This window comes from Streptomyces sp. NBRC 109706 (assembly GCF_000974485.1).
Taxonomy (GTDB): domain Bacteria; phylum Actinomycetota; class Actinomycetes; order Streptomycetales; family Streptomycetaceae; genus Streptomyces.
In genome coordinates this window covers 944862-965749 of sequence record NZ_BBOM01000004.1, presented here as the reverse complement: position 1 = coordinate 965749, position 20888 = coordinate 944862, and the positions used below count along the sequence as shown (strand labels likewise).

Sequence of the window (20888 nt, the reverse complement as noted above, 5' to 3'; positions counted from 1 at the left end):
ATTCCTCTGCGATATGGCCGCCGTGAGCCTGCTCGTTTTCGGGCTCTACTTCCCCAGACATCGCCGAAGGGACCTGGTGGTCGCCTATCTCGGCGTGAACGTCGGAGTGGTGGCGGTGGCCAGCTCGCTCAGCGCCGGCGGCGCCGACACCGGCCTCGGACTCGGGCTCGCGCTCTTCGGCGTGCTCTCGATCATCCGCCTGCGTTCGACGGAACTGGACCAACACGAGGTCGCCTACTATTTCTCCGCCCTGGCCCTGGGCATTCTCGGCGCGGTGGACACCGACCAGGTCTGGCGTTCCGTCGGCCTGATGGCGATGGTGCTGCTCGCGCTCTATGTCGGCGACCATCCCAGGCTGCTGCGCAAGTACCGCCACCAGGTGATGGTGCTGGACGCGGCGCTGCCCGACCACGCCGCGCTGGTGGCCCATCTGGAGCAGACGCTGGGCGCCCGGGTCCACAAGGCCACCGTGCAGCGGGTCGACATGGTGAACGAGACCACCGTGGTCGATGTGCGCTACCACAGCGCGCCGGGACCGCGCGGCGGCGGTGGCGGCCAGACGCACGCGCTGGCGACGCGGCCATGAGCGGCGGGCCGTTCGGGGCCGCGCTCGACGCGCTGCCCCCCATCGATCTGGCCGAGCTGCTCGAACGCGCGCTGCTGCAGACCCGGATGGACCGCAAGTACGTCCTCCCGGTGGCGGCCGCGCGGGCGCTGGTGGGCCGGCTTCCCGCCGACACCCGGGTGCTGGAGATCGCCGGGGAACGCGGCTTCGGCTACCGCTCGTTGTACTTCGACACCCCCGACCTGGTCAGCTACCGGATGGCGGCGCGCCGGCGGCGTCGCAGGTTCAAGGTGCGGACGCGGCTCTACGAGCAGTCGGACGAGTGCTGGCTGGAGATCAAGACCGCGGGGCTGCGGAACAGCACCGTCAAGGAGCGGCTGCCCTACGACCCGCGCGACCGGGACACCCTGGCGCCGGGGCGGCCGTTCCTCGACGCCGCGCTGGCCGAACTCGGCCTCCCCGACGGGCACCGGCTGACCTTTCTGCCCACGCTGACCACGCGCTACGACCGGGTCACGTTCTATCTGCCGGGCACCGGCAGCCGGGTCACCCTGGACACCGATCTGCTCTGGGAGGACACCGAACGCGCCCTGCGTCTGCCGGACATGGCGGTGGTGGAGACCAAGACCGGCTCCTCGCCGTCCGAGGCGGACCGACTGCTGTGGCGCGCGGGGTACCGCCCGGTGCGGATCTCCAAGTACGCGACCGGTCTCGCCGCGCTCCACCCCCACCTGCCGGACGCGCCCTGGCGGCGCGTGCTGCGCCGCGAGTTGACACCCCGGGTGCGGCAGCGCCGGCCCGAGGCAGTCTCCGCACCCGCCCCATCCCCCCACCGAAGCGATGTCGTCATGGCGGATCGAGGTCCAGCTCATGACTAGAGGACTCAGGACGAGAAGGCTCGGGACCGGAAGGCCCGGGAGGAGAGGGCTCACGGCCCGGACGCGCGGAGTCACCGCGGTCGGGGTCACCGCCGTGCTGATCATGCTGCTCGGCGGCACCAACGCGCAGGGCGACCCGTCCCCCCGACCGGCCGCCGCCGGGACGGCCGCCAGCGCCGCCGAGGCCGGGGCCGCGGCCGAGACGGCGGCGGCGCGCGCGGAGTTGACCGGGGACATCACGTTCTCCGAGCCGAGCGGCACCTTCCAGGGGCAGCTGTCCGTCTCGCTCGGCACCGAGATCGCCGGCGCGGAGATCCGCTACCGCACGGACGGGCAACTGCCCACCGCCGACTCGGAGTTGTACCAGGGCAGCCCGGTGCAGCTGAACGCCACCACGCAGCTGCGGGCGCAGGCGTTCGTGGGCGGGACGGCCACCGGCGACCCCGGTACCGCCCTGTACGTGGCCAGGTCCGACGACGCCTCCAGCGACCTTCCGCTGCTGGTGATGGACGCCTATGGCGCCGGCAAGCCGGACCGCGAGTACTTCGACGTGGCCACGATGCTGATCGAACCCCGGGCCGGCAACGCCTCGCTCTCCACCGACCCGACCTGGGCCACCCGGGCCGGCTTCCGGCTGCGCGGGCAGTCCTCCTCCATGTTCGAGAAGGCGCCGTACCGGCTCGAACTGTGGGACAACGAGGACGACGACGAGGACTACCCGGTGCTGGGCATGCCGGCCGAGTCCGACTGGGTGCTGCGCGGGCCGTTCTCGGACAAGACCCTGGTCCATGGGGCGTGACATGGGCATGGCGGCCCCGCGCTTCGCCTTTGTCGAGCTGTACCTCAACGTCGAGAACCGGCCGCTCTCCCAGGGCGACTACCAGGGCGTCTACATGATCGCGGAGACCATCAAGATCTCCGAGGACCGGCTGGACATCGTGGAGCTGGAGGAAGACGACCTGACACCGCCCGAGGTCACCGGCGGCTATGTCTTCGGCTTCGAGTGGGCGGCCGCCGAGGAGCCCACGCTCCGGTGCCCCGGCGACCCGGCCACCTGCTGGCAGGACCTGGAGGTCTCCGAGCCCGACCCGCTCCAGCCCGCGCAGCAGCAGTATCTGACCGACTACGTCCACCAGTTCCACCAGGCGCTGCGCAGCCCCGACCCGTCCGACCCGCAGACGGGCTACCCGGCCTATATCGACGTGGACTCGTTCGTCGACCTGGTCATCGTCAACGAACTCACCCGCGAGATGGACTCGTACATCCGCAGCACCAACTTCTACAAGGACCGGGAGGGAAAGATCGTCGCCGGGCCGCTCTGGGACTACGACCTGATCTTCGGCACCGGCGGCTACTTCAACAACATGGAGACCGCCGGCTGGCAGTTCGAGCAGGTCCGCCAGCCGCAGGGCAACGACTGGTTCGTGCTGCTGATGAACGACCAGGCGTTCCGGGACCGGGTCAACGCCCGCTGGGGCGAGCTGCGTCAGGGAGTGCTCTCCGACGCGCAGCTCAACGCCCGTATCGACGCGCTGACCCAGCCGCTGGCCGCCTCGGCCGGGCGCAACTTCCAGCGCTGGCCCAACCTCCAGGACCCGTTCGTCGGCCCGTTCATCACCCCGACGGCGCCCACCTGGGAGGGGCAGGTCCAGTACATGCGCGACTGGCTGACCCAGCGCGTCAACTGGCTTGACTCCTCCGGCTGGCACCCGGACGCCGGCTGACCCCTTCGGGACCGAGCCGGTGGCGCCCCTGGCCGGGGGCGCCACCGGCGCCCGGGCCGCGTCGGCCGCGTTCCAGGTCGCGTTCTACGCTGAGGGGATGCGATCCGCGTCCGCCGCCGACCGGCCGAGAGCGAGCCGGGAGACCCGCACGCTGCCGACGTTCGCGCCGGGCGCGGTGGAGACGCCGTTCGTGATCAGCTGCTACGACGAGCTGTTCACCCAGGACACCACCTGGGCCGCGCACTCCCATCCGTGCCATGAACTGCTCTGGAACGAACGGGGCGCCTCGACGGCCGTGGTGGACGCGCGGGTGTGGACCGTCACCCCGACCCTGGGCCTGTGGATGCCGGCCGGAACGCTGCACTCGGGCTCGGCGCCGGCCGGAACGTGGCTGCGGGCCAGCTTCGTCGGGCTGAGCGGCACCGTCTCCATCTCCGACGTGCCGGTGGCGGTCGAGATCACCCCGCTGCTCCGGCTGCTGCTGGAACGGCTCGGCGAGGAGGGTCTTTCGGCGCGGTCCCGGCAGGTGACGGAGGCCATGGTGCTGGATGTGCTCACCCCGTCCGCCCATGAGTTGCTGTTGAATCTGCCGGTCTCCGACCTGCTGCGGCCGATCGCCGACGCGGTCCGCGAGGATCCGCGCGACCAGCGGACGCTCACCCACTGGGCGGCCGAGCTGGGGGTGAGCCCGCGCACCATCACCCGGGCGTTCAACGCCGAGACCGGCACCAGCTTCGCGCGCTGGGTGGCCGCGGTGCGGGCGCAGCACGCGGTGGGGCTGCTGACCCGCGGCTTCGAGGTCGACGCGGTCGCCGAGTTGGTCGGCTACCAGTCGGCGAGCGCGTTCGGGGTGGCGTTCCGGCGTACCACCGGGCTCACCCCGGGGACGTTCCGGGCGCACTGACCCACCCCGGACGGCGGGCGATGTCCCGATCGCGACAGAGGCTGTCTCGAATGGTCGATTGCGACATACCGACACCCCCCATAAGGTACCGAAAGCAAGGCAAGCCTTACCTAACTTCCTTGCCCCAGTCCGGTGTACCGCTCCACGAACGCGTTTCCCCGATCCCGACGTGTGAGGTCCGGCACCAACCACACATCTCGGAAGTGGAGTTCGACAACGATGCGCGCACACCGCCTTCTCCCGCTCGTCGTGGCGGCGGTCCTGCTGGGGGGCACGGCCTGCGGAGGCTCGTCCGACAGCGAGGACGACAACGCCGGCGACAGCTCGGGGAACAACTCGGCGGGCGACGCCGGCGCGTTCCCGCTCACCATCGAGCACGCCCTCGGCGAGACCACCATCGACGCCCGGCCGGAGCGGGTCGCCACCGTCAACTGGGCCAACCACGAGGTGCCGCTGGCCCTGGGCGTCGTCCCGGTCGGCATGGCCGCGGCCAACTTCGGCGACGACGACGGGGACGGCGTGCTGCCCTGGGTCACCGAGCGCCTGGACGAGCTGGGCGCGGAGACGCCCGTGCTCTTCGACGAGACCGACGGCATCGACTTCGAGGCGGTCGCCGACACCGAGCCCGATGTGATCCTCGCGGCCTACTCGGGGCTGACCCAGCAGGATTACGACACCCTCAGCGAGATCGCGCCCGTGGTGGCCTACCCCGACGCCGCCTGGGCCACCCCCTGGCGGGAGATCGTCCGGCTGAACAGCCAGGCCATCGGGCTCGGCGCCGAGGGCGAGGAGCTGATCACCGGCATCGAGGGCGATATCGAGGCCGTGGTCGCCGACTACCCGCAACTGCAGGGCAAATCCGCGATGTTCATGACCCATGTCGACCCCAACGACGTGAGCGAGGTCGGCTTCTACACCACCCACGACACCAGGACGCTCTTCTTCGAGGACCTGGGGCTCACCACCCCCGAGTCCATCGCGACCGCCTCGGCCGACACCGACCAGTTCGCCCTCACCCGCAGCGCCGAGCAGATCGACCTCTTCGACGACGTCGACATCATCACCGGCTACGGCGACGAGACCGGCGAACTGCTGGAGACGCTGGAGAACGACCCGCTGCTGTCCCGGATCCCGGCCGTGGAGCGTGGCTCGATCTATCTGCTGCCCGGCAGCACCCCGCTGGCGACGGCGGCCAACCCGACGCCGCTGTCGATCTCCTGGGTGCTGGAGGACTATGTCGCGGCGCTCGCCGAGGCCGCGGACCAGGTCAGGTGACGGCACCCGTCGCCGAACGCGCGCCGGTCGTCGCCCTGGTGCGGTGGCCGGCGCGCGTTCGGCTGCTGTGGCTGCTGGCCGCCGTCGCGGCGCTGGCCGCCGCGATGCTGGCGTCGGTCGCCCTCGGCTCGCGCACCGTGCCCTGGTCCGATGTGCTCGCCGCGCTCGGCGGCGCGGAGGACTCGTTGGAACAGGCGGCGGTCACCAAGCGGATACCGCGCACCCTGCTCGCCGTGCTGGTGGGTGCCGCGCTCGGGCTGGCCGGCGCGGTGATGCAGGGGGTGACCCGCAACCCGCTGGGCGATCCCGGGATCCTCGGCGTCAACATGGGCGCCTCGCTCGCCGTGGTCACCGCGGTGGCGTTCTTCGGGCTCAGCTCGCCGACCGGCTATGTCTGGGTGGCGATCCTGGGCGCGGGCGGCGCGGCCGCCTTCGTCTACACCGTCGGCTCGTTGGGGCGTGGCGGCGCGACGCCGTTGAAGCTGGCGCTCGCCGGCGCGGCCACCTCGGCCGCGTTCGCCTCGCTGGTGAGCGCCGTGGTGCTGCCGCGCAACGATATCGCCGGCGGTTTCCGGCTCTGGCAGATCGGCGGCGTGGGCGGGGCCTCCTATGCCCGGATCGAGCAGGTGCTGCCGTTTCTGGCGGCGGGTTTCCTGCTCTGCCTGCTGTCGGCCAAGGCGCTCAACTCGCTGGCGCTCGGCGACGAACTCGCCGCCGGTCTCGGCGAACGGGTCGCGGTGGCCAGGGCCCTGGCCTCGCTGGGCGCGATCACGCTCTGCGGCGCGGCCACGGCGGCCGCCGGCCCGATCGGCTTTGTCGGCCTGGTCGTTCCGCACGCCTGCCGGCTGCTGGTCGGCGTCGACCACCGCTGGCTGCTGCCGTTCTCGGCGCTGGTCGGCGCCTCGCTGCTGACGGTGGCCGATGTCGTCGGCCGGATCGTGGCCCGCCCGGCTGAGGTCGACGTGGGCATTGTCACGGCGCTGATCGGCGCCCCGTTCTTCATCCATATCGTCCGCCGTCAGAAGGTGCGTGCCCTGTGACCGCCCCCGCCTCGACGTCCGTTCTGCGGGCCGTCACGGTCGGCCGCATCCGGCGTTCCGTCCGGCGCCGTGGCGTGGTGCTGGCGCTGGCCGTTCTGGTCCTCGTACTGTTCGCCGTCACCCTGATGTTCGGGCGGACGTACTACCCGCCCGGCGACGTGTTCCGGGTGATCACCGGCGAGCAGGTGCCGGGGGCCTCGTTCACGGTGGGACGGCTGCGGCTGCCCCGCGCGGTGCTCGCGGTGCTGGCCGGGTTCAGCTTCGGGATCGCGGGCGTCACCTTCCAGACGATGCTCCGCAACCCGCTGGCCAGCCCCGACATCATCGGCATCAGCGCGGGAGCGAGCGCGGCGGCGGCCATCGCGATCGTCACCCTGTCGCTGGGCGAGACCCAGGTCTCGGCGCTGGCCATCACGGCGGGGCTCGGCGTCGCCCTGCTGGTGTACACGCTGGCGTTCCGGGACGGGGTGGTGGGCACCCGGCTGATCCTGATCGGCATCGGGATCTCCGCGATGCTGGACAGCGTCACCTCCTATGTCCTCTCCCGGGCCGCCGAATGGGATCTCCAGGAGGCGATGCGCTGGCTGACCGGCAGCCTCAACGGCACCACCTGGGAGCAGGTGCTGCCCGTGCTGGTCGCGGTGGCCGTGCTCACCCCCGTGCTGCTGTCCCGTTCCCGTGATCTCTCCGCGCTGGCGCTCGGCGACGACACCGCCGGCGCCCTCGGGGTCCGGGTGGAACGCACCCGGGTGACGCTGATCGTGGCCGCCGTCGGCCTGATCGCGTTTGCCACTGCCGCTTCGGGGCCGATCGCCTTTGTGGCGTTTCTGTCCGGCCCGATCGCGGCCCGGCTGATCGGCCCGGGGCCCTCGCTGCTGGTGCCGGCCGGTCTGGTGGGCGCGGTGCTGGTGCTGGCCGCCGACTTCACCGGGCAGTTCGCGTTCGACCACCGCTACCCGGTCGGCGTCGTCACCGGCGTGCTGGGCGCGCCCTATCTCATCTATCTGATCGTCCGCACCCATCGGGCGGGAGGCTCCCTGTGAACCTGACCCACTCCCCCACCGACGCCGTGACCCACTCGCTGACGGCCGAGGGGCTGACCCTGGGCTACGGCGACCGGGTGGTCGTCTCCTCGCTCGATCTGACGGTGCCGCCGGGCGCGATCACGGTGATCGTGGGGGCCAACGCCTGCGGGAAGTCGACCCTGTTGCGGTCCATGTCCCGGCTGCTGCGGCCCCGCGAGGGCCAGGTCCTGCTGGACGGCCGGGCGGTGCACCGGCTGCCGGCCAAGGAACTCGCCCGCACCCTCGGCCTGTTGCCGCAGTCCCCGGTGGCGCCCGAGGGCATCACGGTGCTCGACCTGGTCAGCCGGGGCCGCCACCCGCACCAGGGCGTCTTCTCCCGCTGGAACGAACGGGACGACGCCGCCGTCGCCTCCGCCCTGGAGGCCACCAGGACCGCCGATCTCGCCGACCGCGCCGTGGACGAACTCTCCGGCGGTCAGCGGCAACGGGTGTGGATCGCCATGGCCCTGGCCCAGGAGACCGATCTGCTGCTGCTCGACGAGCCCACCACCTTCCTCGACGTCAGCCACCAGGTGGAGGTCCTCGACCTGCTGACCGACCTCAACCGGACGCGCGGCACCACGATCGTGATGGTGCTGCACGACCTCAACCTCGCCGCCCGGTACGCGGATCAGCTGATCGCGCTGGCCGACGGCCGGCCGCACGCGGCGGGGCCGCCGGCCGAGGTGCTGACGGAGGAGTGCGTGCGCGCGGTGTTCGGCCTGGAGAGCCGCGTCATCGACGATCCGGTCTCGGGACGGCCGTTGATGCTGCCCATCGGCAGGTACCACGGCGCGCCGACCGCCGCCGGCTGACGCGGGGTTGCCGGGAGGGCGGCGGGTGCGGAAGGCTGCCCCGTGCAGCTGTCATGCGCACGCCACCACTGGAGGAGTTCCGTGAAGGCAGTGAACCGCGTCGCCTCCGTGGCCGCCCTGTTGTGCCTCGCCGCCGGCACCCTGCCGGCCGGCGCGGCCCACGGCGCCACGCCCCCGACCCACCCCGTGACCATCGTCAACGCCCACGCGCCCGACGCCGTCCCCGACAGCTATCTGGTGCTGCTGGCCGACGGGGCGCACGCCGAGGACAGCGAGCTGACCGCACGCCACGGCGTCACCGTGCTGGACACCTACACCGACGCTCTCGACGGCTACCACGTCCGCGCCACCGAGGAGCAGGCGCTGGCCCTGGCGGCGGATCCCGAGGTGCGCGCGGTGGAGCGGAACACCCTCGTCGAGGCCGCCGAGCTGGTCCAACCCAACCCGCCCTCCTGCGGGTTGGACCGCATCGACCAGCCCGACCTGCCGCTCGACGGCGCCTACCACTACCCGGACACGGCCGGTGCCGGCGTCACCGTCTATGTGGTGGGCACCGGAATCCGCTACACCCACCAGGACTTCGGCGGCCGCGCCCAGTCCGGCTACGACGCCACCGGCGGCGACGGCTCCGACGACAACGGCCATGGCACCCATCTGGCCGGCACCGTCGGCGGCGCCTCCCACGGCGTGGCCAAGGCGGCGACGCTGGTGTCGGTCAAGGTCCTCGACGCGGGCGGCGCCGGCACCGTCGCCGGCGTGGTCGGCGGCATCGACTGGCTGACGGCCGACGCCGACGGCCCCTCCGTCGTCACCTTCAGCATCGGCGGCGCCCCCAGCGCGGCGCTGGACGCGGCCGTCCGCGCCTCCATCGCCTCCGGGGTCAGCTACGCCGTGGCCGCCGGCAACTCGGCGGCCGACGCCGGGGACTTCTCGCCGTCCCGGGTCACCGAGGCGATCACCGTCGCCGCCTCCAGCTGCGACGACCGGGCCAGCTCGGCCAGCAACCACGGCCAGTCCGTCGACCTCTACGCCCCTGGCGTCGACACCGTCTCCACCTGGCACACCTCCGATACCGGGACGGCGACGATCTCCGGCACCGCTTCGGCCGCCGCCCATGTCGCCGGGGTCGCCACCCTCTACCTCGGCGACCATCCGACGGCCTCCCCCAACGACGTCTGGGACGCCATCGACGCGGCGGCGGTCCTCGACCGACTCACCGGCGTACCGGCCGGCACCCCCAACAAGCTGCTGCAGGTGGTCGGCTGACGCCCCGCGCCGTGCCCGTCCCCGGCGCCGCCCCTAAGCTGAGGGGCGGCCCGCCGGGGACACGCGGAACGAGGAGCGCGAGGGTGCAGCGGCACGACGAGAAGTGGATCGACTACTTCGCGGCCCGGGGCCACCCGGGGGCCGCGCCGCTGGCGGCGGGCATGGAGGGCTCGGTGTACGCGCTCGACGAGCGTCTGGTCGCCAAGGTCTGGGCGGTCCGCTCCGGCGAGGAGCTGGCTCGGCTGCGCCGCTTCCTCGACGCGCTGGCCGCCGCCGACCTCACCTTCCGCACCCCGCGCATCGCCGAGGTGCTCTGCGTGGACGGGCAGTTCGTCAGCGTGGAGGAGCGGCTGCCGGGCAAGCCGCTGGACGAGCGGGAGGCGCGCCGTCCGGATGTCCTGCCCCGGGTCGCGACGGCGATGCTCGATGTGCTCGACCAGCTGGGCCGCGTCGACGCCCCGGCGCTGCGCGGGCTCGCCGTGCTCGACGAGGAGCACCCCTTCTGGGCCGGCCACACCACCTGGCCGGGCGCGCTGACCGCGCTGGTCGAACGCCGGCTGGCCCGCTCCGGCGACGTGTTCCGGGCCGCCGTCCCCGGCTTCGACGCCAAGGTGCGGCGGATGCTGACGCTGGTCGCCGCCCTCGATGTGCCGCTCGGCCTGCTGCACGGCGATCTCGTCCCGCCCAATCTCCTGGTGGACGACGGGCCCCGGGTGCTGAGCGTGCTGGACTTCGGGTTTCTCTCCACCGTCGGCGACCCGGTCTTCGACCTCGCGGTGACGGCCTGCGTCTACGACATGTACAGCCCAGAGGCCCGGCGGACGGAACGGTTCGTCGACGAGCTGATCGCCCGCCGGTTCGGCTGCCCCCCGGAGCGGATGGCCCTCTACCGGGCGGTCTACGGCGTGCTCACCGGCACCGTCTACGATCCGCTGGGCAACGACGGACACTTCCGCTTCTGCGCGGACCAACTGCTCCGCCCCGAGGTGACCGAACTCCTCGGCTGAGCCGGCCGACCCCGGTCACGGCGCGCCGGTCCCGGCGCCGGTCTCACAGCCGGACGATCACCAGGGCCGTGTCGTCCTCGGTGTCCTCGCGGCTCAGCAGGTCGGCGAGGAGGGCGTCGGCCAGGGTCTCCGGGTCCTCGGTGTGGTGTCGGGCCAGGGACTCCGCGAGGCGGGTGAGGCCCCGGTCGATGTCCTCGCCCCGGCGTTCCACCAGGCCGTCGGTGTAGAGCACCAGGGTGTCGCCCTCGGCATAGGGGACGGACGCCTCCTCGGCCGGCCCGGGCTCGGGGCGGGTGCCGAGCGGTGGCGCGGTGGCCCGGTCCAGGAACTCCACCCGGCCGTCGGCCCTGACCAGCGCGGGCGGCAGATGGCCGGCGCTGCTGTAGGTGACGGTGCGCTCCCGCCGGGAGACAAACGTCTTCACCACGGTGGTGGACTGGGCGCCCCGGACCGAACGGGAGTAGAGGTCGAGCACCTCAAGGGCCCGCGCCGGGCCCCGGGAGACCCGGGCCACCGCGCTGAGCGCGCTCCGCAGCTGGCCCATGACGCCGGCCGCCTCCAGGCCGTGGCCGACCACGTCCCCCACGGCCACCGAGATATGGTCCTCGTCGACGGTGATCATGTCGTACCAGTCGCCGCACACGTTCATGGTGGCGCTGGCCGGGCGGTAGCGGACGGCGGCGCGGTCGCTGATCGCCGGTTCGGGGACGGGCAGCATCGCCTGCTGCAGCGAGATGGCCACCTCCTTCTCGCGGGCGTGTGCCCGGCGCAGATGCTCGTTGGCCTCCTGCACCTCCCTGGCCCGGATGTAGAGATCGGACTCCAGCCGCCGCGCCGGATCGCCGACGCCGTGGCCCGCGCCCGCCTCGGCCCCCGACCGGACGAGCCCGGTGACCTCCTCGACCCGGTGCAGCAGCAGCGCGACGGAGCCGTCGGCCCGCAGCACGGGCGAGTTGACGATGCTCCAGTACCGCTCCGACCACTCGCCGGACGAGTCGTCCGACTCGACGTCATAGCGTTGGACCGCCATCGCGTCCCGTTCCCCGGTGGTCGCCACCCGGGTCAGCGACTCCCTGAGGTTGCGCATCCCGCTGGCCCGAGCGTCGTCCGGGTTGTCGGGAAACGCCTCGAACACGTTATGGCCGACGACCTGTTCCTTCGACCGGCCGGCCACCGCGAGATAGGCGTCGTTGGCGTCCACGTACGTGAAGTCAGGGGTGAGCAGCGCCACCGCGGCGGGATACGCCTGGTAGACCGCCGCGTAATCGATTTCCGACTCGGTCATCCGCGCCACCTCGGCAAGCTGTCGTGTGGCGCCACGATAAGGGCCGGGCGCCCGCCCGGCCCCGGCTTCGCACCCCGTTGGCCACCGGGTCACACGGACGGCGCTGACCCCGGGGCGATGTGAGCCGGCTCACTCGCGGCCGGCGATGAGTTCGCCGGCGGCGCCTGGTCCATATGGGAGAGAACACGGCGAACCAGGGATGGGACGGCAGAAGCGATGGCGAACGCACCTAAGGGCCCGGCGAGTTACTTCCCCTCCATCGAGCGGACCTATGGCCGCCCGATAGCGGAGTGGCTGGAGCTGATCCGCGCCTCGCCGCTGACCCGGCACGGGGAGCTGGTCTCCTGGCTGAAGCAGGAGCACGGCTTGGGGCACGGCCATGCCAACGCGCTGGTGGCGCATGTCCGCGCGGAGGACGCGGCGGCCGGGTGAACGGGCGCGGGGGTGCCCCCGCCCCGGGCGTCGGGGCGGGGGCACCGGGCCGGCCGTGCGCGGGCGGGCCTCAGGGCAGGGCGTTGAGCGTGTACCAGGCCTCGGTGCTCCACAGCGTCTCGCCGTCGGCGGAGCTGAACGGGCGCGGGGACTGGACGTGCACCACCCGGTCGGTCTGGAGGCCGTCGATCCGGAGGGTGACCTCCGTGCCGTCGTCCGACAGTTCGGCCGAGGTGACGCGCAGCGTCTCCTGGTCGAGCTTGGGGCCGCCGTACTGCTCGGTCGGCTCGTAACGCCACTGCTCCACCTGGTAGGCGGAGGCCAGCGAGGCAGCGGTCTCCTCGGAGAGCGGCTGGGTGTAGCTGAGGACGAAGCCGTCCTCGGTGACCCGCATCTCGTGGATGTCGAAGGCGTTGCCGCCGTTGGGGGCCAGCTTCTGGAGGCCGTGGTTCAGCTTGCCCTCCTGGCCCCAGTTGCCGCCGGCGCCCAGGCCGCCGATGTAGTACGCGCCGTCGGGGCCGAGGGTGACCCGGGTGACGCCGACCTCAAGTCCCTGGGTGTGCCGGAAGAGCGCGCCCTGGTACTCGCCGCCGACCTCTTCCAGATAGGCGCGCTGCAGGCCGCCGTAGGTCACGTCGGCGATCATCATCTGACCGGCGAACGGGCCTTCCTCCGCCATCACCAGGGTGCTGGGCGAGTTGCCGATCTCGTTCTGCGGCAGCCACAGCACGGGCTGGGTGACCTCGTTCCCGTCGAACGGGCCGGCCGGGTTCATGTAGTGGTTGAAGAACCGGTCCTGCTTGACATGCACCAGCTTGGACGAGGGCAGCCAGCCGCCCTGGTTGTCGGTGACGAAGAGTTCGCCCTCGGGGCCGTAGCCGATGCCGTGCGGGGTGCGCAGCCCACCGGCGATATAGGAGACCTCGCCGGTCTCCTTGTTGACGCTGATGGTGGTGCCCCGGTCGGGCGCCGGCTGCGGGTCGGTGGTGTTGCCGCCGAGGTCGATGGCGACGGAGAGGTTGAGGTAGAAGTACCCGTCCTCGTAGAGCAGCCCGAAGGCGAACTCGTGGAAGTTGCCGCCGTAGGGCCATTCGGCGATCTGGGTGTAGTCGTCGGCGACTTCGTCGCCGTTGGTGTCGTTCAGCTCGGTGAGCTGGTGCTTCTCCGAGACATAGAGCTTGTCGTCGACATAGGCCAGCCCCATGGGCTCGTTCAGGCCCTCGGCGATCTTGGTGTAGGTGACCTGGTCGGGCCCGGTGTCGCCGACCACGTTGTCCAGCAGGTAGACCTCGCCGGCGACGTTGTCGGTGCCGCCCCAGGTGGCGATGGCCAGCCGGTCGTCCGGCAGCCAGGTCATCGCGGAGACCTGCGGTTCGAAGCCGTCCGGACGGAGGTCCGTCAGATCGTAGTTGGGGTGCAGGGAGTCCAACGGGAGCCCGTCGCCCGGGGTGTCGAAGCCGCCCTCGCAGTCCTTCTTGCCCGGCGCGGTGACCCGCACCACGTCGGCGTCGGTGCTGAGCACGTCGTTCGGCACCAGGCTGAAGCCCTCGGCGCCCGGCGGCTGCCACTCCAGCGTCAGCTGCTGCTCGGCGGCGTGGTCGAAGTAGTCGATATGCAGGCTGTGGTAGCCCTCGGTGAGCTGGACGGAGCCGTCCTTGGGCTCGGCCGAGTGCAGCCCGTCGTGGTCGATGACCAGCTGGTCGTCGATCAGCAGCCGCGAACCGTCGTCGCTGGTCAGACGGAACGCGTAGTCGCCCTCCTCGGCGATGTCGATGTTGGCGATCACCTGGGAGAGGAAGAAGTCCTCCAGACCGAAGTCGTCGGTCGACTCCCAGTCGATCGTGGGCATCAACTTGTCGACGTTGGGCGTCTGTCCGGACTTCAGGGTGCAGATCTGCTCAATCGGGTCCTGGATGTCGAAGCTGCGGAGCGTGACGCCGGGCTCCTGTGGGGGGAGATCGGCCGCGGAGCTGTTGGGCACCGCGAGACTGCCGAGAAGCAGAGCGCTGAACGCCACTCCGGCCGCTCGTCTGCGCCGACGTCGATCCTGCCGTGGATTCACTTGTCCTCCTGCCGCTGACGAAAGCTGTGGGGGCACGTCGCGAGCCGGGCGGGTTGTCATGCTCCCGTAACACGCCCATATCGCGGTTACCGTAGGGACTTTGAACGAACGTGTCCATACTTTCTCCAGCATCAGGACGATGTTTCCCGCATCCGGACATGCTTTTGACCGCGACGGGAGATAGCGCGGGAGTCGCCCCGTAGGGGCGGTGACCCCGAACGACGAAGCGGCGGCCCGGGTGGGCCGCCGCATCGGGTACGGGCGAACGGTCAGCGGGCCCCGTTCGCGAACCAGTCGACGTCAGGACGCTGGTGGATCTCCGGCACCCCACGCGCCCGCTCCGGCTGGGCCGCCCAGCGCACCCCGTTCGCCAACACCCGCCGCACATCGGGGTGGTGGTAGACGGGGTACTCCTGGTCACCCGGGCTGAAGTAGAAGATCCGGCCGTGTCCCCGGGTGAAGGTGCAGCCGGACCGGAAGACCTCGCCGCCGCTGAACGAGCTGACGAAGACCAGCTGCTCGGGGGTGGGGATGTCGAAGTACTCGCCGTACATCTCCTGTTCGGGGATGTCGATCGGGCTGGGCACGCCCTCGGCGATCGGATGCGTGGGCGCCACCGTCCACACCAGCTCGCGGTCCCCGGCGTTGCGCCAGTTGAGGGTGCAGGTGGTGCCCAACAGGGTGGTGAAGATCTTGGAGAAGTGGCCGGAGTGGAGCACCAACAGGCCCATGCCGGCCAGCACATGGCGCCGCACCCGGGCCACCACCGCGTCGTCCACCTTGTCGTGCGCGGCGTGCCCCCACCAGGTGAGTACGTCCGTCTCGGCCAACACCTCTTCCGTCAGGCCGTGTTCGGGCTCGGCCAGGGTGGCGGTGCGGATCTCGGCGTCGGCGAGATGGGCACGGATGCCGTCGGCGACGGCGCCGTGGATGCCCTCCGGATAGCGGGCGGCGACCTCGGGCTCGGTGGTCTCGTGGACGTTCTCGTTCCAGACGGTGACGCGCAGGGGGCGGCCCGACGTCGGCGGTATCGCTCCGGTCATCCTCGGTACTCCTTGCTGCTGGTCAGGGCGTTGTCGAAGAGCGAGCCTGCCATGGGTGCCCGGCCCGGTACACACCGCAGCCGAGCGGGGGCCATCGATCACCCACGCTGATCGATCGTTGAGAAGATCGGCGTTGTTCACGCCGCGCGGCGCTGTTGTGCTGGGCTGCATGAACTCCGCCGCGTCCGCCACCGGTTCAGCGCCCCCGACCGACCGCACCGACCACACCGCCCGCCGGGGGTGGCTGGCCGTCGCCGTGCTGTCGTTGAGCACCTTTGTCGTGGTCACCTCCGAGATGCTGCCGGTCGGGGTGCTGACGCCGATGGCCGACGGCCTGGGCATCGGCAACGGCACCGCCGGCTACAGCCTGACCGTCACCGGACTGGTGGCGGCCGGGACGGCACCGACCGTGCCCCGGCTGCTGGGCGGGCTCGACCGGCGGCTCGTACTGGCCGCCGCCATGGTGGTGTTGGCGCTCGGCAACACGTTGACGGCCGTCGCGGGCGGCTTCGGCACGCTGCTGGTCTCCCGGGTGGTGCTCGGGTTCGGAATGGGCACGGTGTGGGGGCTGGCGTCCGCCGTCGCGATCCGGCTGGTGGCGCCGCGCCACGCGGCCCTCGCGGTGTCCTTCGCGGTCGGCGGCGTCGCCGCCGCCTCGGTCGTCGGGGTGCCGCTGGGCACGCTGGTCGGCGACGCCTTCGGCTGGCGGGCCGCGTTCGGCTCCCTGGCGGGCGCCGCGCTGCTGCTCGCCGCCTGGCTACTGGCGGCGCTGCCCCGGCTGCCGGCACCAACGGTCGCCGACACCCCCGGCGGGAACCGGCCACCGCTGTGGACACCGCGGGTGACCGTCGGGCTGACGCTGATCGCGCTGCTGGTGACCGCCCACTTCGCCGCCTACACCTATGTGCGGCCGGTGTTGGAGGAACGCACCGGGCTGGCGCCCGGCGCCATCGCCCTGCTGCTGCTGGTCTACGGCCTCTTCGGGCTGGCCGGCAACTTCGCCGCCGGCGCGGCGGCGGCCGCCGCGGCCCGCCGCACCGTGCTGGGCCTGGCCGTCGGCATCGGCACGGCGATCGCGCTGCTGGCCCTGCTGGGCACCGTCGCCGGCGCCGCCTGGGCCGCCATCGCCCTGTGGGGCCTGGCCTATGGCGGGCTGTCCGTGGGCGGTCAGATCTGGATGACCCAGGCGGCGCCGCGGCGCGTCGAGCAGATCACCGGCCTCTATGTCGGGGTCTTCACCGCGTCGATCGCGCTGGGCGCTTTCCTCGGCGGCACCGTCGTCGAGTCGGCCGGTGGCATCCCGGCGCTGCTCTGGGGCGCGGCGGCGCTGGCCTTCGCCGCCCTGGCCGTCGGCCTGATCGGACCGGGCCCGACGCCCCGGACGTCCTCGGGTGACGGCCTCAAATGACGGTCTCCGGGGGGCCGGCGCACGGTCCGTCGGAACGCTCCTCGCCGAGGAACCGCCGGGCGGCCAGCACGGCTTGGCCGCGCAGCTCTTCGAGCGGGCCGCCCCCGGCCGCCGTCCCGGCCTCATCCGTGTCCGTGTCCGTGTCGGGGTCGGTGTCCGCCAGCTTGATGGCGATGCGGACGAACGGCTCCAACTCCTCCGGGTAGCGCAGCCAGAAGGCCGCGTCCGACCAGATCAGCCGGGTGCCGCGGTCCGGGTCGATGGAGCCGTCGACGATCCGTCGCGCGAGCCATCTCGCCAGCGCCCAGCGGACCGCCGGGGGGTCGGACGGCAGCCGGACGCCGAGGCCCAACTCGTCCACCACCGCGTCGAACAGCTGCGGCGCCTCCGGCTCCTCGCGGCGGAGCAGACCGGCCAACCGTGCGAGGGAGGGGCACTCGACGCCGGCGAGCAGCGCGTCCAGGCCGGCCCGGATCAGCCGATCGGAACCGACATCCCAGCCGAAGGCGCGCTCCCACACCAGATCGCCCAGCCGCCGCAGGGCCTCGTCCCGCGTCATCTCCGCCGCCTCCGCGCGTAGGCTGCCCGCATGTTCACCGTACCGGAGGCGTTCGCGCGGGGTACCCGGGCCAGGGAGGGGGCGGCCGGGGAGAAGTGGCTGGCCCAACTGCCCGGGATCGTCGGAGAGTTGCTGGACCGCTGGGGCTGTGTGCCGGACAGCGGGGTGAGGCATGGCGGCGTCGGGGTCATCGTCCCGGTGCGGCGGCACGGCTCGGAGCCGGCCGTGCTGAAGGTGTCGTTCCCCCACCCGGGCAACGTCCATGAGCCCGACGCCTTCGCCGCCTGGGCCGGACGCGGCGCGGTGCGGCTGTACGAGCGGGACGACGCGCGCTTCGGGATGCTGCTGGAGCGGGCCGAACCGACCACCCTCGCCACCTTGTCGGACGGCGACGAGGTGGTGCGGATCGCCGGCCGGCTCGGCCGCCGGCTGGCCGTCGCGGCCCCGCCGGGACTGCCCCGGCTGCGGGAGCGGGCCGACGCGTGGGAGGCGGAACTCCGGCGGGACGCCGTCGAGTTGACGCACGCGCTCGCGCCCAGGGTGGTGGACGCGGCGGTGGCGACCGTCCGCGAGCTGGGCCGTGACCAGCCGGACACCCTGGTCCATGGCGATCTGCATCCGGGCAACATCCTGCGGGCCGAACGAGAGCCCTGGCTGGCCGTCGACCCCAAGGGGTACGCGGGCGACCCCGCCTATGACGGCGGCGCGCTGCTCAAGTCCCGCGCGCCGGCGCTCACCGAGGCGGGCGACCTGCGCCGCGCCGTCCACCGCGCGCTGGACGTGTTCGCCGAGGCCGCCGAGGTCGACCCCGAACGCGCCCGCCGCTGGGCGCAGTTCCACGCCGTCGAGGCGGCGTTCTGGGCCCGCCGCCACGGCTTCCGCGCCGCCCGCGAGGGCCCCGACCTGGCCCGCCTCACCGCCCTGGCCGACCACCTGGCGACCCTGCTCACCGACCCGCGCTGAGGGGGGCGGGTGGTGATTGACATCGCGCTGTGTGGGGGACGGGAACATCCGTCCGTGCTTATGCGCTGAACGACAGGGCCCTTCGTGCCGTGGAGGGGACCGGCGCCGCGCGTTCCCGCGACCGAGAGGAAGTGTCCTTGTCCGCCTCATCACCGAGCGTTGTCGCTCTCTCCGGCACCACCCGCCGCCAGGGCCCTGGGCCCTTTGTCCTCGGGGCCTTCGATGACCTCGGGTGAGCGCGTCGGCGAGGGCTTTCTGACCGCCCAGGAGTACAAGTCCGTCTTCCGGCAGCACCCGGCGGGGGTCGCGGTGATCGCGACCGTGCACAATGGCCGGCCGGTCGGGTTCACCGCCACCTCGGTCATCTCCGTATCGGCTGAACCACCCCTCCTCGCCTTCTCCCTCGCCGCCACCTCGTCCAGCGCCCCCGCCATCGCAACCGCCGACACCCTCACCGTCAACCTCCTCTCCGGCCAACAGGACGACATCGCCGCCCGCTTCGCCACCAGCGGCATCGACCGCTTCTCAACCGGCGGCTGGACCACCCTCCCCACCGGCGAACCCATCATCACCGGCGCACACGCCTGGATACGCGCCCGCATCATCGAACGCACCCCCGTCGGCGCCAGCTACCTCATCTCCCTCCTCGCCCTCACCAGCAACGCCCAACCACAAACCACCCCCCTCGTCTTCCACGACCGCACCTACCACCGCCTCGGCCCCCACACCGCCATCTGAACTCAGTCGTGGTCGGCACGGGCGGCCAGCGCCCGCAGCATGCTCCGGCGCGCGCCGGAGTCGGGATCCTGGACGGCGTGCTCGGCCACCAGCCCGTGCGCCTCGTTCGTCCAGTGCCGGGCCAGCAGTTGGAGCGCGGTCCGGCGGGAGGCGACCGACGTCCGGCGGCCCCACCCCGGTGCGAACGGGGGTGGGGCGGCCGGGTTTTGCGGGGGTCAGCGGAGCCAGGGCGTGGTGCGCACCACCGGGAGGCGGGACCAGAACCGGCCGAGGCCCCAGGTGTCACCGGCCCGGCAGAGCGCCAGCGCGATCAGCAGCAGCGCGTAGACGAGGTGGGAGTCCATGAACGGGTTGCTCGACATGCTGGGCGAGCCGTCCGAGAGATGCCGTGCCGGCGGCCACTCCGCCGCCCACATCAGCAGCATCATCAACGATCCGGCGACCGCCGCGATCCGCAGCCCCATCCCCGAGCAGACCGCGACTCCGATGCCCAGCAGGCCCAGCATGAACAGCCAGTCGGCCCAGACCGCGCCCGCCATGTCCTGGAACGTGGACTCCAGCGGGCCGACCGACACATTGCTGAGGAAGCCCCTGGTGGGCGAGCCGCCGTCCACCCAGGCGTTGCCCGACCTGGTGGCGTAGCCCAGGCCGAACGCCTTGTCGAGGAAGGCCCATACGAAGACGAACCCGATCGCGATCCGCAGCAGGGCCAGGAACCGGGCGGCGGCCGGGGCGTCGGCCCGGGCCGGCGCGGCGGCGTCCGCCGGTGCGGTCAGCGGTCGGGAGGCTCCATCGGATGCTCGCGGGGTGTCATGGAGAGTCATGGCCCTTCCCTTTCTGGGAGTTGACGCCGTGGGTGCCGGTGAGCACCTGCTGGCGATATCGACTCTGCTCGCCCGGCACCCGTTCCGGCATGGGCCGCGCGGGACCTGCCGCCGGGGCCGAACGGGCCCTCCGCCGGCCCGTACAACGGGGCCGTTCGGCCCATGTGGAACCGCCGCCCGGTGGTCCACCCTGGAGACGCGGCGCCGTCCGGGGGTGCCGCCCAGGACAGGGAGCGCGGGTCATGAGTGCGGAACGGGACGGTGCGGGGGCCGAGTCGATCAGGGTCTTTCTGCTGGACGACCACGAGGTGGTACGGCGCGGGGTGCACGATCTGCTGGACGGGGAGCCGGATCTGCTGGTCGTCGGCGAGGCCGCCAGCGCCGGTGAGGCGATCGCCAGGGGGCCGGCGCTCCGGCCCGACGTGGCGATCCTCGATGTCCGCCTCAACGACGGCGACGGGATCTCCGTCTGCCGTGAACTCCGGTCGCTGATACCGGGGTTGGCCTGTCTGATGCTGACGTCGTTCGACGATGACGACGCGCTGCTGGACGCCATCATGGCCGGCGCGGCCGGCTATGTGCTCAAGCAGATCAAGGGCTCGGACCTGATCGCGGCGGTGCGGACGGTGGCCTCGGGGCAGTCCATGCTGGACCCGGCCACCACCGCCCGGTTGATGAGCACCCTGCGGACCGAGCCCCCCGGCGAGTCCCCGAGCGAGCAGGCGGTGGCCAGGCTCACCGATCGGGAGCGGGAGGTGTTGGCGCTGATCGGCGAGGGGTTGACCAACCGTCAGATCGGTGCCCGGCTCTATCTGTCGGAGAAGACGGTGAAGAACCACATCTCCCGGCTGTTGGGAAAGCTTGGTGTGGAGCGCCGGGTGCAGGCGGCTCTCCTCGCCAAGGAGGCGGGCCCGGCCCGGGGCTGAGCCCTCGGGCCGGGCCCGGCCGCTGGCCGGTGCCGGTGCGGTGGTCCGAATCGGCCCCGGCGCGGCCTGCCGTTCCAGCGCCGGTCGGCCTGGCAGGTTGGGGAGCAGCC

Annotated in this window: 19 protein-coding genes and 1 pseudogene; 15 read left to right on the top strand and 5 right to left on the bottom strand. The window is 72.2% G+C overall.

From position 1 onward, the window contains the following. Positions 1 to 13: 13 nt before the first annotated feature. The 10 genes and pseudogenes from AOM46_RS04005 to AOM46_RS03955 all read left to right on the top strand — a co-directional run bounded on the left by AOM46_RS04005 (position 14) and on the right by AOM46_RS03955 (position 10538). Positions 14 to 586 (top strand): DUF4956 domain-containing protein, encoded by a 573-nt coding sequence (locus tag AOM46_RS04005; protein WP_234313617.1) that lies wholly within the window; start codon positions 14 to 16, stop codon positions 584 to 586. After that, the gene (locus tag AOM46_RS04000; RefSeq protein ID WP_067225870.1) at positions 583 to 1443 is read left to right on the top strand and encodes a polyphosphate polymerase domain-containing protein; all 861 of its coding nucleotides are present in this window, start codon (positions 583 to 585) and stop codon (positions 1441 to 1443) included. The genes AOM46_RS04005 and AOM46_RS04000 overlap by 4 nt, the downstream gene beginning before the upstream one ends. Continuing rightward, positions 1406 to 3167, top strand: a pseudogene (locus AOM46_RS35115) (CotH kinase family protein). Before AOM46_RS04000 ends, AOM46_RS35115 begins: the two are co-directional and overlap by 38 nt. Positions 3168 to 3264: 97 nt before the next feature. Next, positions 3265 to 4071, top strand: coding sequence for an AraC family transcriptional regulator (locus tag AOM46_RS03985; RefSeq protein ID WP_062206412.1), 807 nt, complete (start codon positions 3265 to 3267; stop codon positions 4069 to 4071). 219 nt (positions 4072 to 4290) lie between these two features. Beyond that, a complete protein-coding gene (locus AOM46_RS03980) occupies positions 4291 to 5346 on the top strand; it encodes an iron-siderophore ABC transporter substrate-binding protein (RefSeq protein WP_062205593.1) in 1056 nt (351 codons plus the stop codon). After that, complete coding sequence (locus tag AOM46_RS03975) at positions 5343 to 6386, top strand: iron ABC transporter permease (protein WP_062205590.1); 1044 nt, start codon at positions 5343 to 5345, stop codon at positions 6384 to 6386. Before AOM46_RS03980 ends, AOM46_RS03975 begins: the two co-directional genes overlap by 4 nt. Continuing rightward, complete coding sequence (locus AOM46_RS03970) at positions 6383 to 7429, top strand: iron chelate uptake ABC transporter family permease subunit (RefSeq protein WP_062205587.1); 1047 nt, start codon at positions 6383 to 6385, stop codon at positions 7427 to 7429. Before AOM46_RS03975 ends, AOM46_RS03970 begins: the two co-directional genes overlap by 4 nt. A gap of 2 nt (positions 7430 to 7431) precedes the next feature. Beyond that, complete coding sequence (locus tag AOM46_RS03965) at positions 7432 to 8265, top strand: ABC transporter ATP-binding protein (RefSeq protein WP_234313640.1); 834 nt, start codon at positions 7432 to 7434, stop codon at positions 8263 to 8265. Positions 8266 to 8346: 81 nt separating this feature from the next. Then, complete coding sequence (locus AOM46_RS03960; RefSeq protein WP_062205585.1) at positions 8347 to 9531, top strand: S8 family peptidase; 1185 nt, start codon at positions 8347 to 8349, stop codon at positions 9529 to 9531. Between the two features lie 83 nt (positions 9532 to 9614). After that, positions 9615 to 10538, top strand: coding sequence for a phosphotransferase family protein (locus AOM46_RS03955; protein ID WP_062205582.1), 924 nt, complete (start codon positions 9615 to 9617; stop codon positions 10536 to 10538). Between the two features lie 43 nt (positions 10539 to 10581). On the opposite strand, the gene AOM46_RS03950 is transcribed toward AOM46_RS03955, so the two are convergent. Then, positions 10582 to 11823: a PP2C family protein-serine/threonine phosphatase gene (locus AOM46_RS03950; RefSeq protein WP_062205579.1), complete on the bottom strand. Its 1242-nt coding sequence runs from the start codon at positions 11821 to 11823 to the stop codon at positions 10582 to 10584. A 216-nt stretch (positions 11824 to 12039) separates the two neighbouring features. Here AOM46_RS03950 and AOM46_RS03945 point away from each other — a divergent pair, with 216 nt between their 5' ends. After that, complete coding sequence (locus tag AOM46_RS03945; protein WP_062205576.1) at positions 12040 to 12255, top strand: DUF4287 domain-containing protein; 216 nt, start codon at positions 12040 to 12042, stop codon at positions 12253 to 12255. 70 nt (positions 12256 to 12325) lie between these two features. Here the strand turns inward: AOM46_RS03945 and AOM46_RS03940 are convergent, their stop codons facing one another. Together AOM46_RS03940 and AOM46_RS03935 are read right to left on the bottom strand one after the other, a co-directional pair. After that, complete coding sequence (locus AOM46_RS03940) at positions 12326 to 14377, bottom strand: PA14 domain-containing protein (protein WP_078856434.1); 2052 nt, start codon at positions 14375 to 14377, stop codon at positions 12326 to 12328. 209 nt (positions 14378 to 14586) lie between these two features. After that, the gene (locus AOM46_RS03935; protein ID WP_062205573.1) at positions 14587 to 15360 is read right to left on the bottom strand and encodes a ThuA domain-containing protein; all 774 of its coding nucleotides are present in this window, start codon (positions 15358 to 15360) and stop codon (positions 14587 to 14589) included. Positions 15361 to 15529: 169 nt separating this feature from the next. Here AOM46_RS03935 and AOM46_RS03930 point away from each other — a divergent pair, with 169 nt between their 5' ends. Next, positions 15530 to 16768: an MFS transporter gene (locus tag AOM46_RS03930; protein ID WP_062206408.1), complete on the top strand. Its 1239-nt coding sequence runs from the start codon at positions 15530 to 15532 to the stop codon at positions 16766 to 16768. Here AOM46_RS03930 and AOM46_RS03925 read toward each other — a convergent pair. Next, positions 16761 to 17327: a hypothetical protein gene (locus AOM46_RS03925; protein ID WP_062205569.1), complete on the bottom strand. Its 567-nt coding sequence runs from the start codon at positions 17325 to 17327 to the stop codon at positions 16761 to 16763. The two genes, AOM46_RS03930 and AOM46_RS03925, sit on opposite strands and share 8 nt — an antisense overlap. Positions 17328 to 17357: 30 nt before the next feature. On the opposite strand from AOM46_RS03925, the gene AOM46_RS03920 reads away from it, so the two are divergent. After that, positions 17358 to 18290 carry an aminoglycoside phosphotransferase family protein gene (locus AOM46_RS03920; protein ID WP_062205566.1) on the top strand — a complete coding sequence of 311 codons (933 nt, stop codon included), beginning with the start codon at positions 17358 to 17360 and terminating at the stop codon, positions 18288 to 18290. A 222-nt stretch (positions 18291 to 18512) separates the two neighbouring features. Further along, positions 18513 to 19028 carry a flavin reductase family protein gene (locus AOM46_RS03915; protein WP_062205563.1) on the top strand — a complete coding sequence of 172 codons (516 nt, stop codon included), beginning with the start codon at positions 18513 to 18515 and terminating at the stop codon, positions 19026 to 19028. A gap of 215 nt (positions 19029 to 19243) precedes the next feature. On the opposite strand, the gene AOM46_RS03910 is transcribed toward AOM46_RS03915, so the two are convergent. Continuing rightward, positions 19244 to 19852, bottom strand: a complete 609-nt coding sequence (locus tag AOM46_RS03910; protein ID WP_062205560.1) for a DoxX family membrane protein — start codon at positions 19850 to 19852, stop codon at positions 19244 to 19246. A gap of 242 nt (positions 19853 to 20094) precedes the next feature. Here AOM46_RS03910 and AOM46_RS03905 point away from each other — a divergent pair, with 242 nt between their 5' ends. Beyond that, entirely contained in the window at positions 20095 to 20778 is a 684-nt protein-coding gene (locus AOM46_RS03905; RefSeq protein WP_062205558.1) for a response regulator transcription factor, read from the top strand. Positions 20779 to 20888 lie beyond the last annotated feature (110 nt).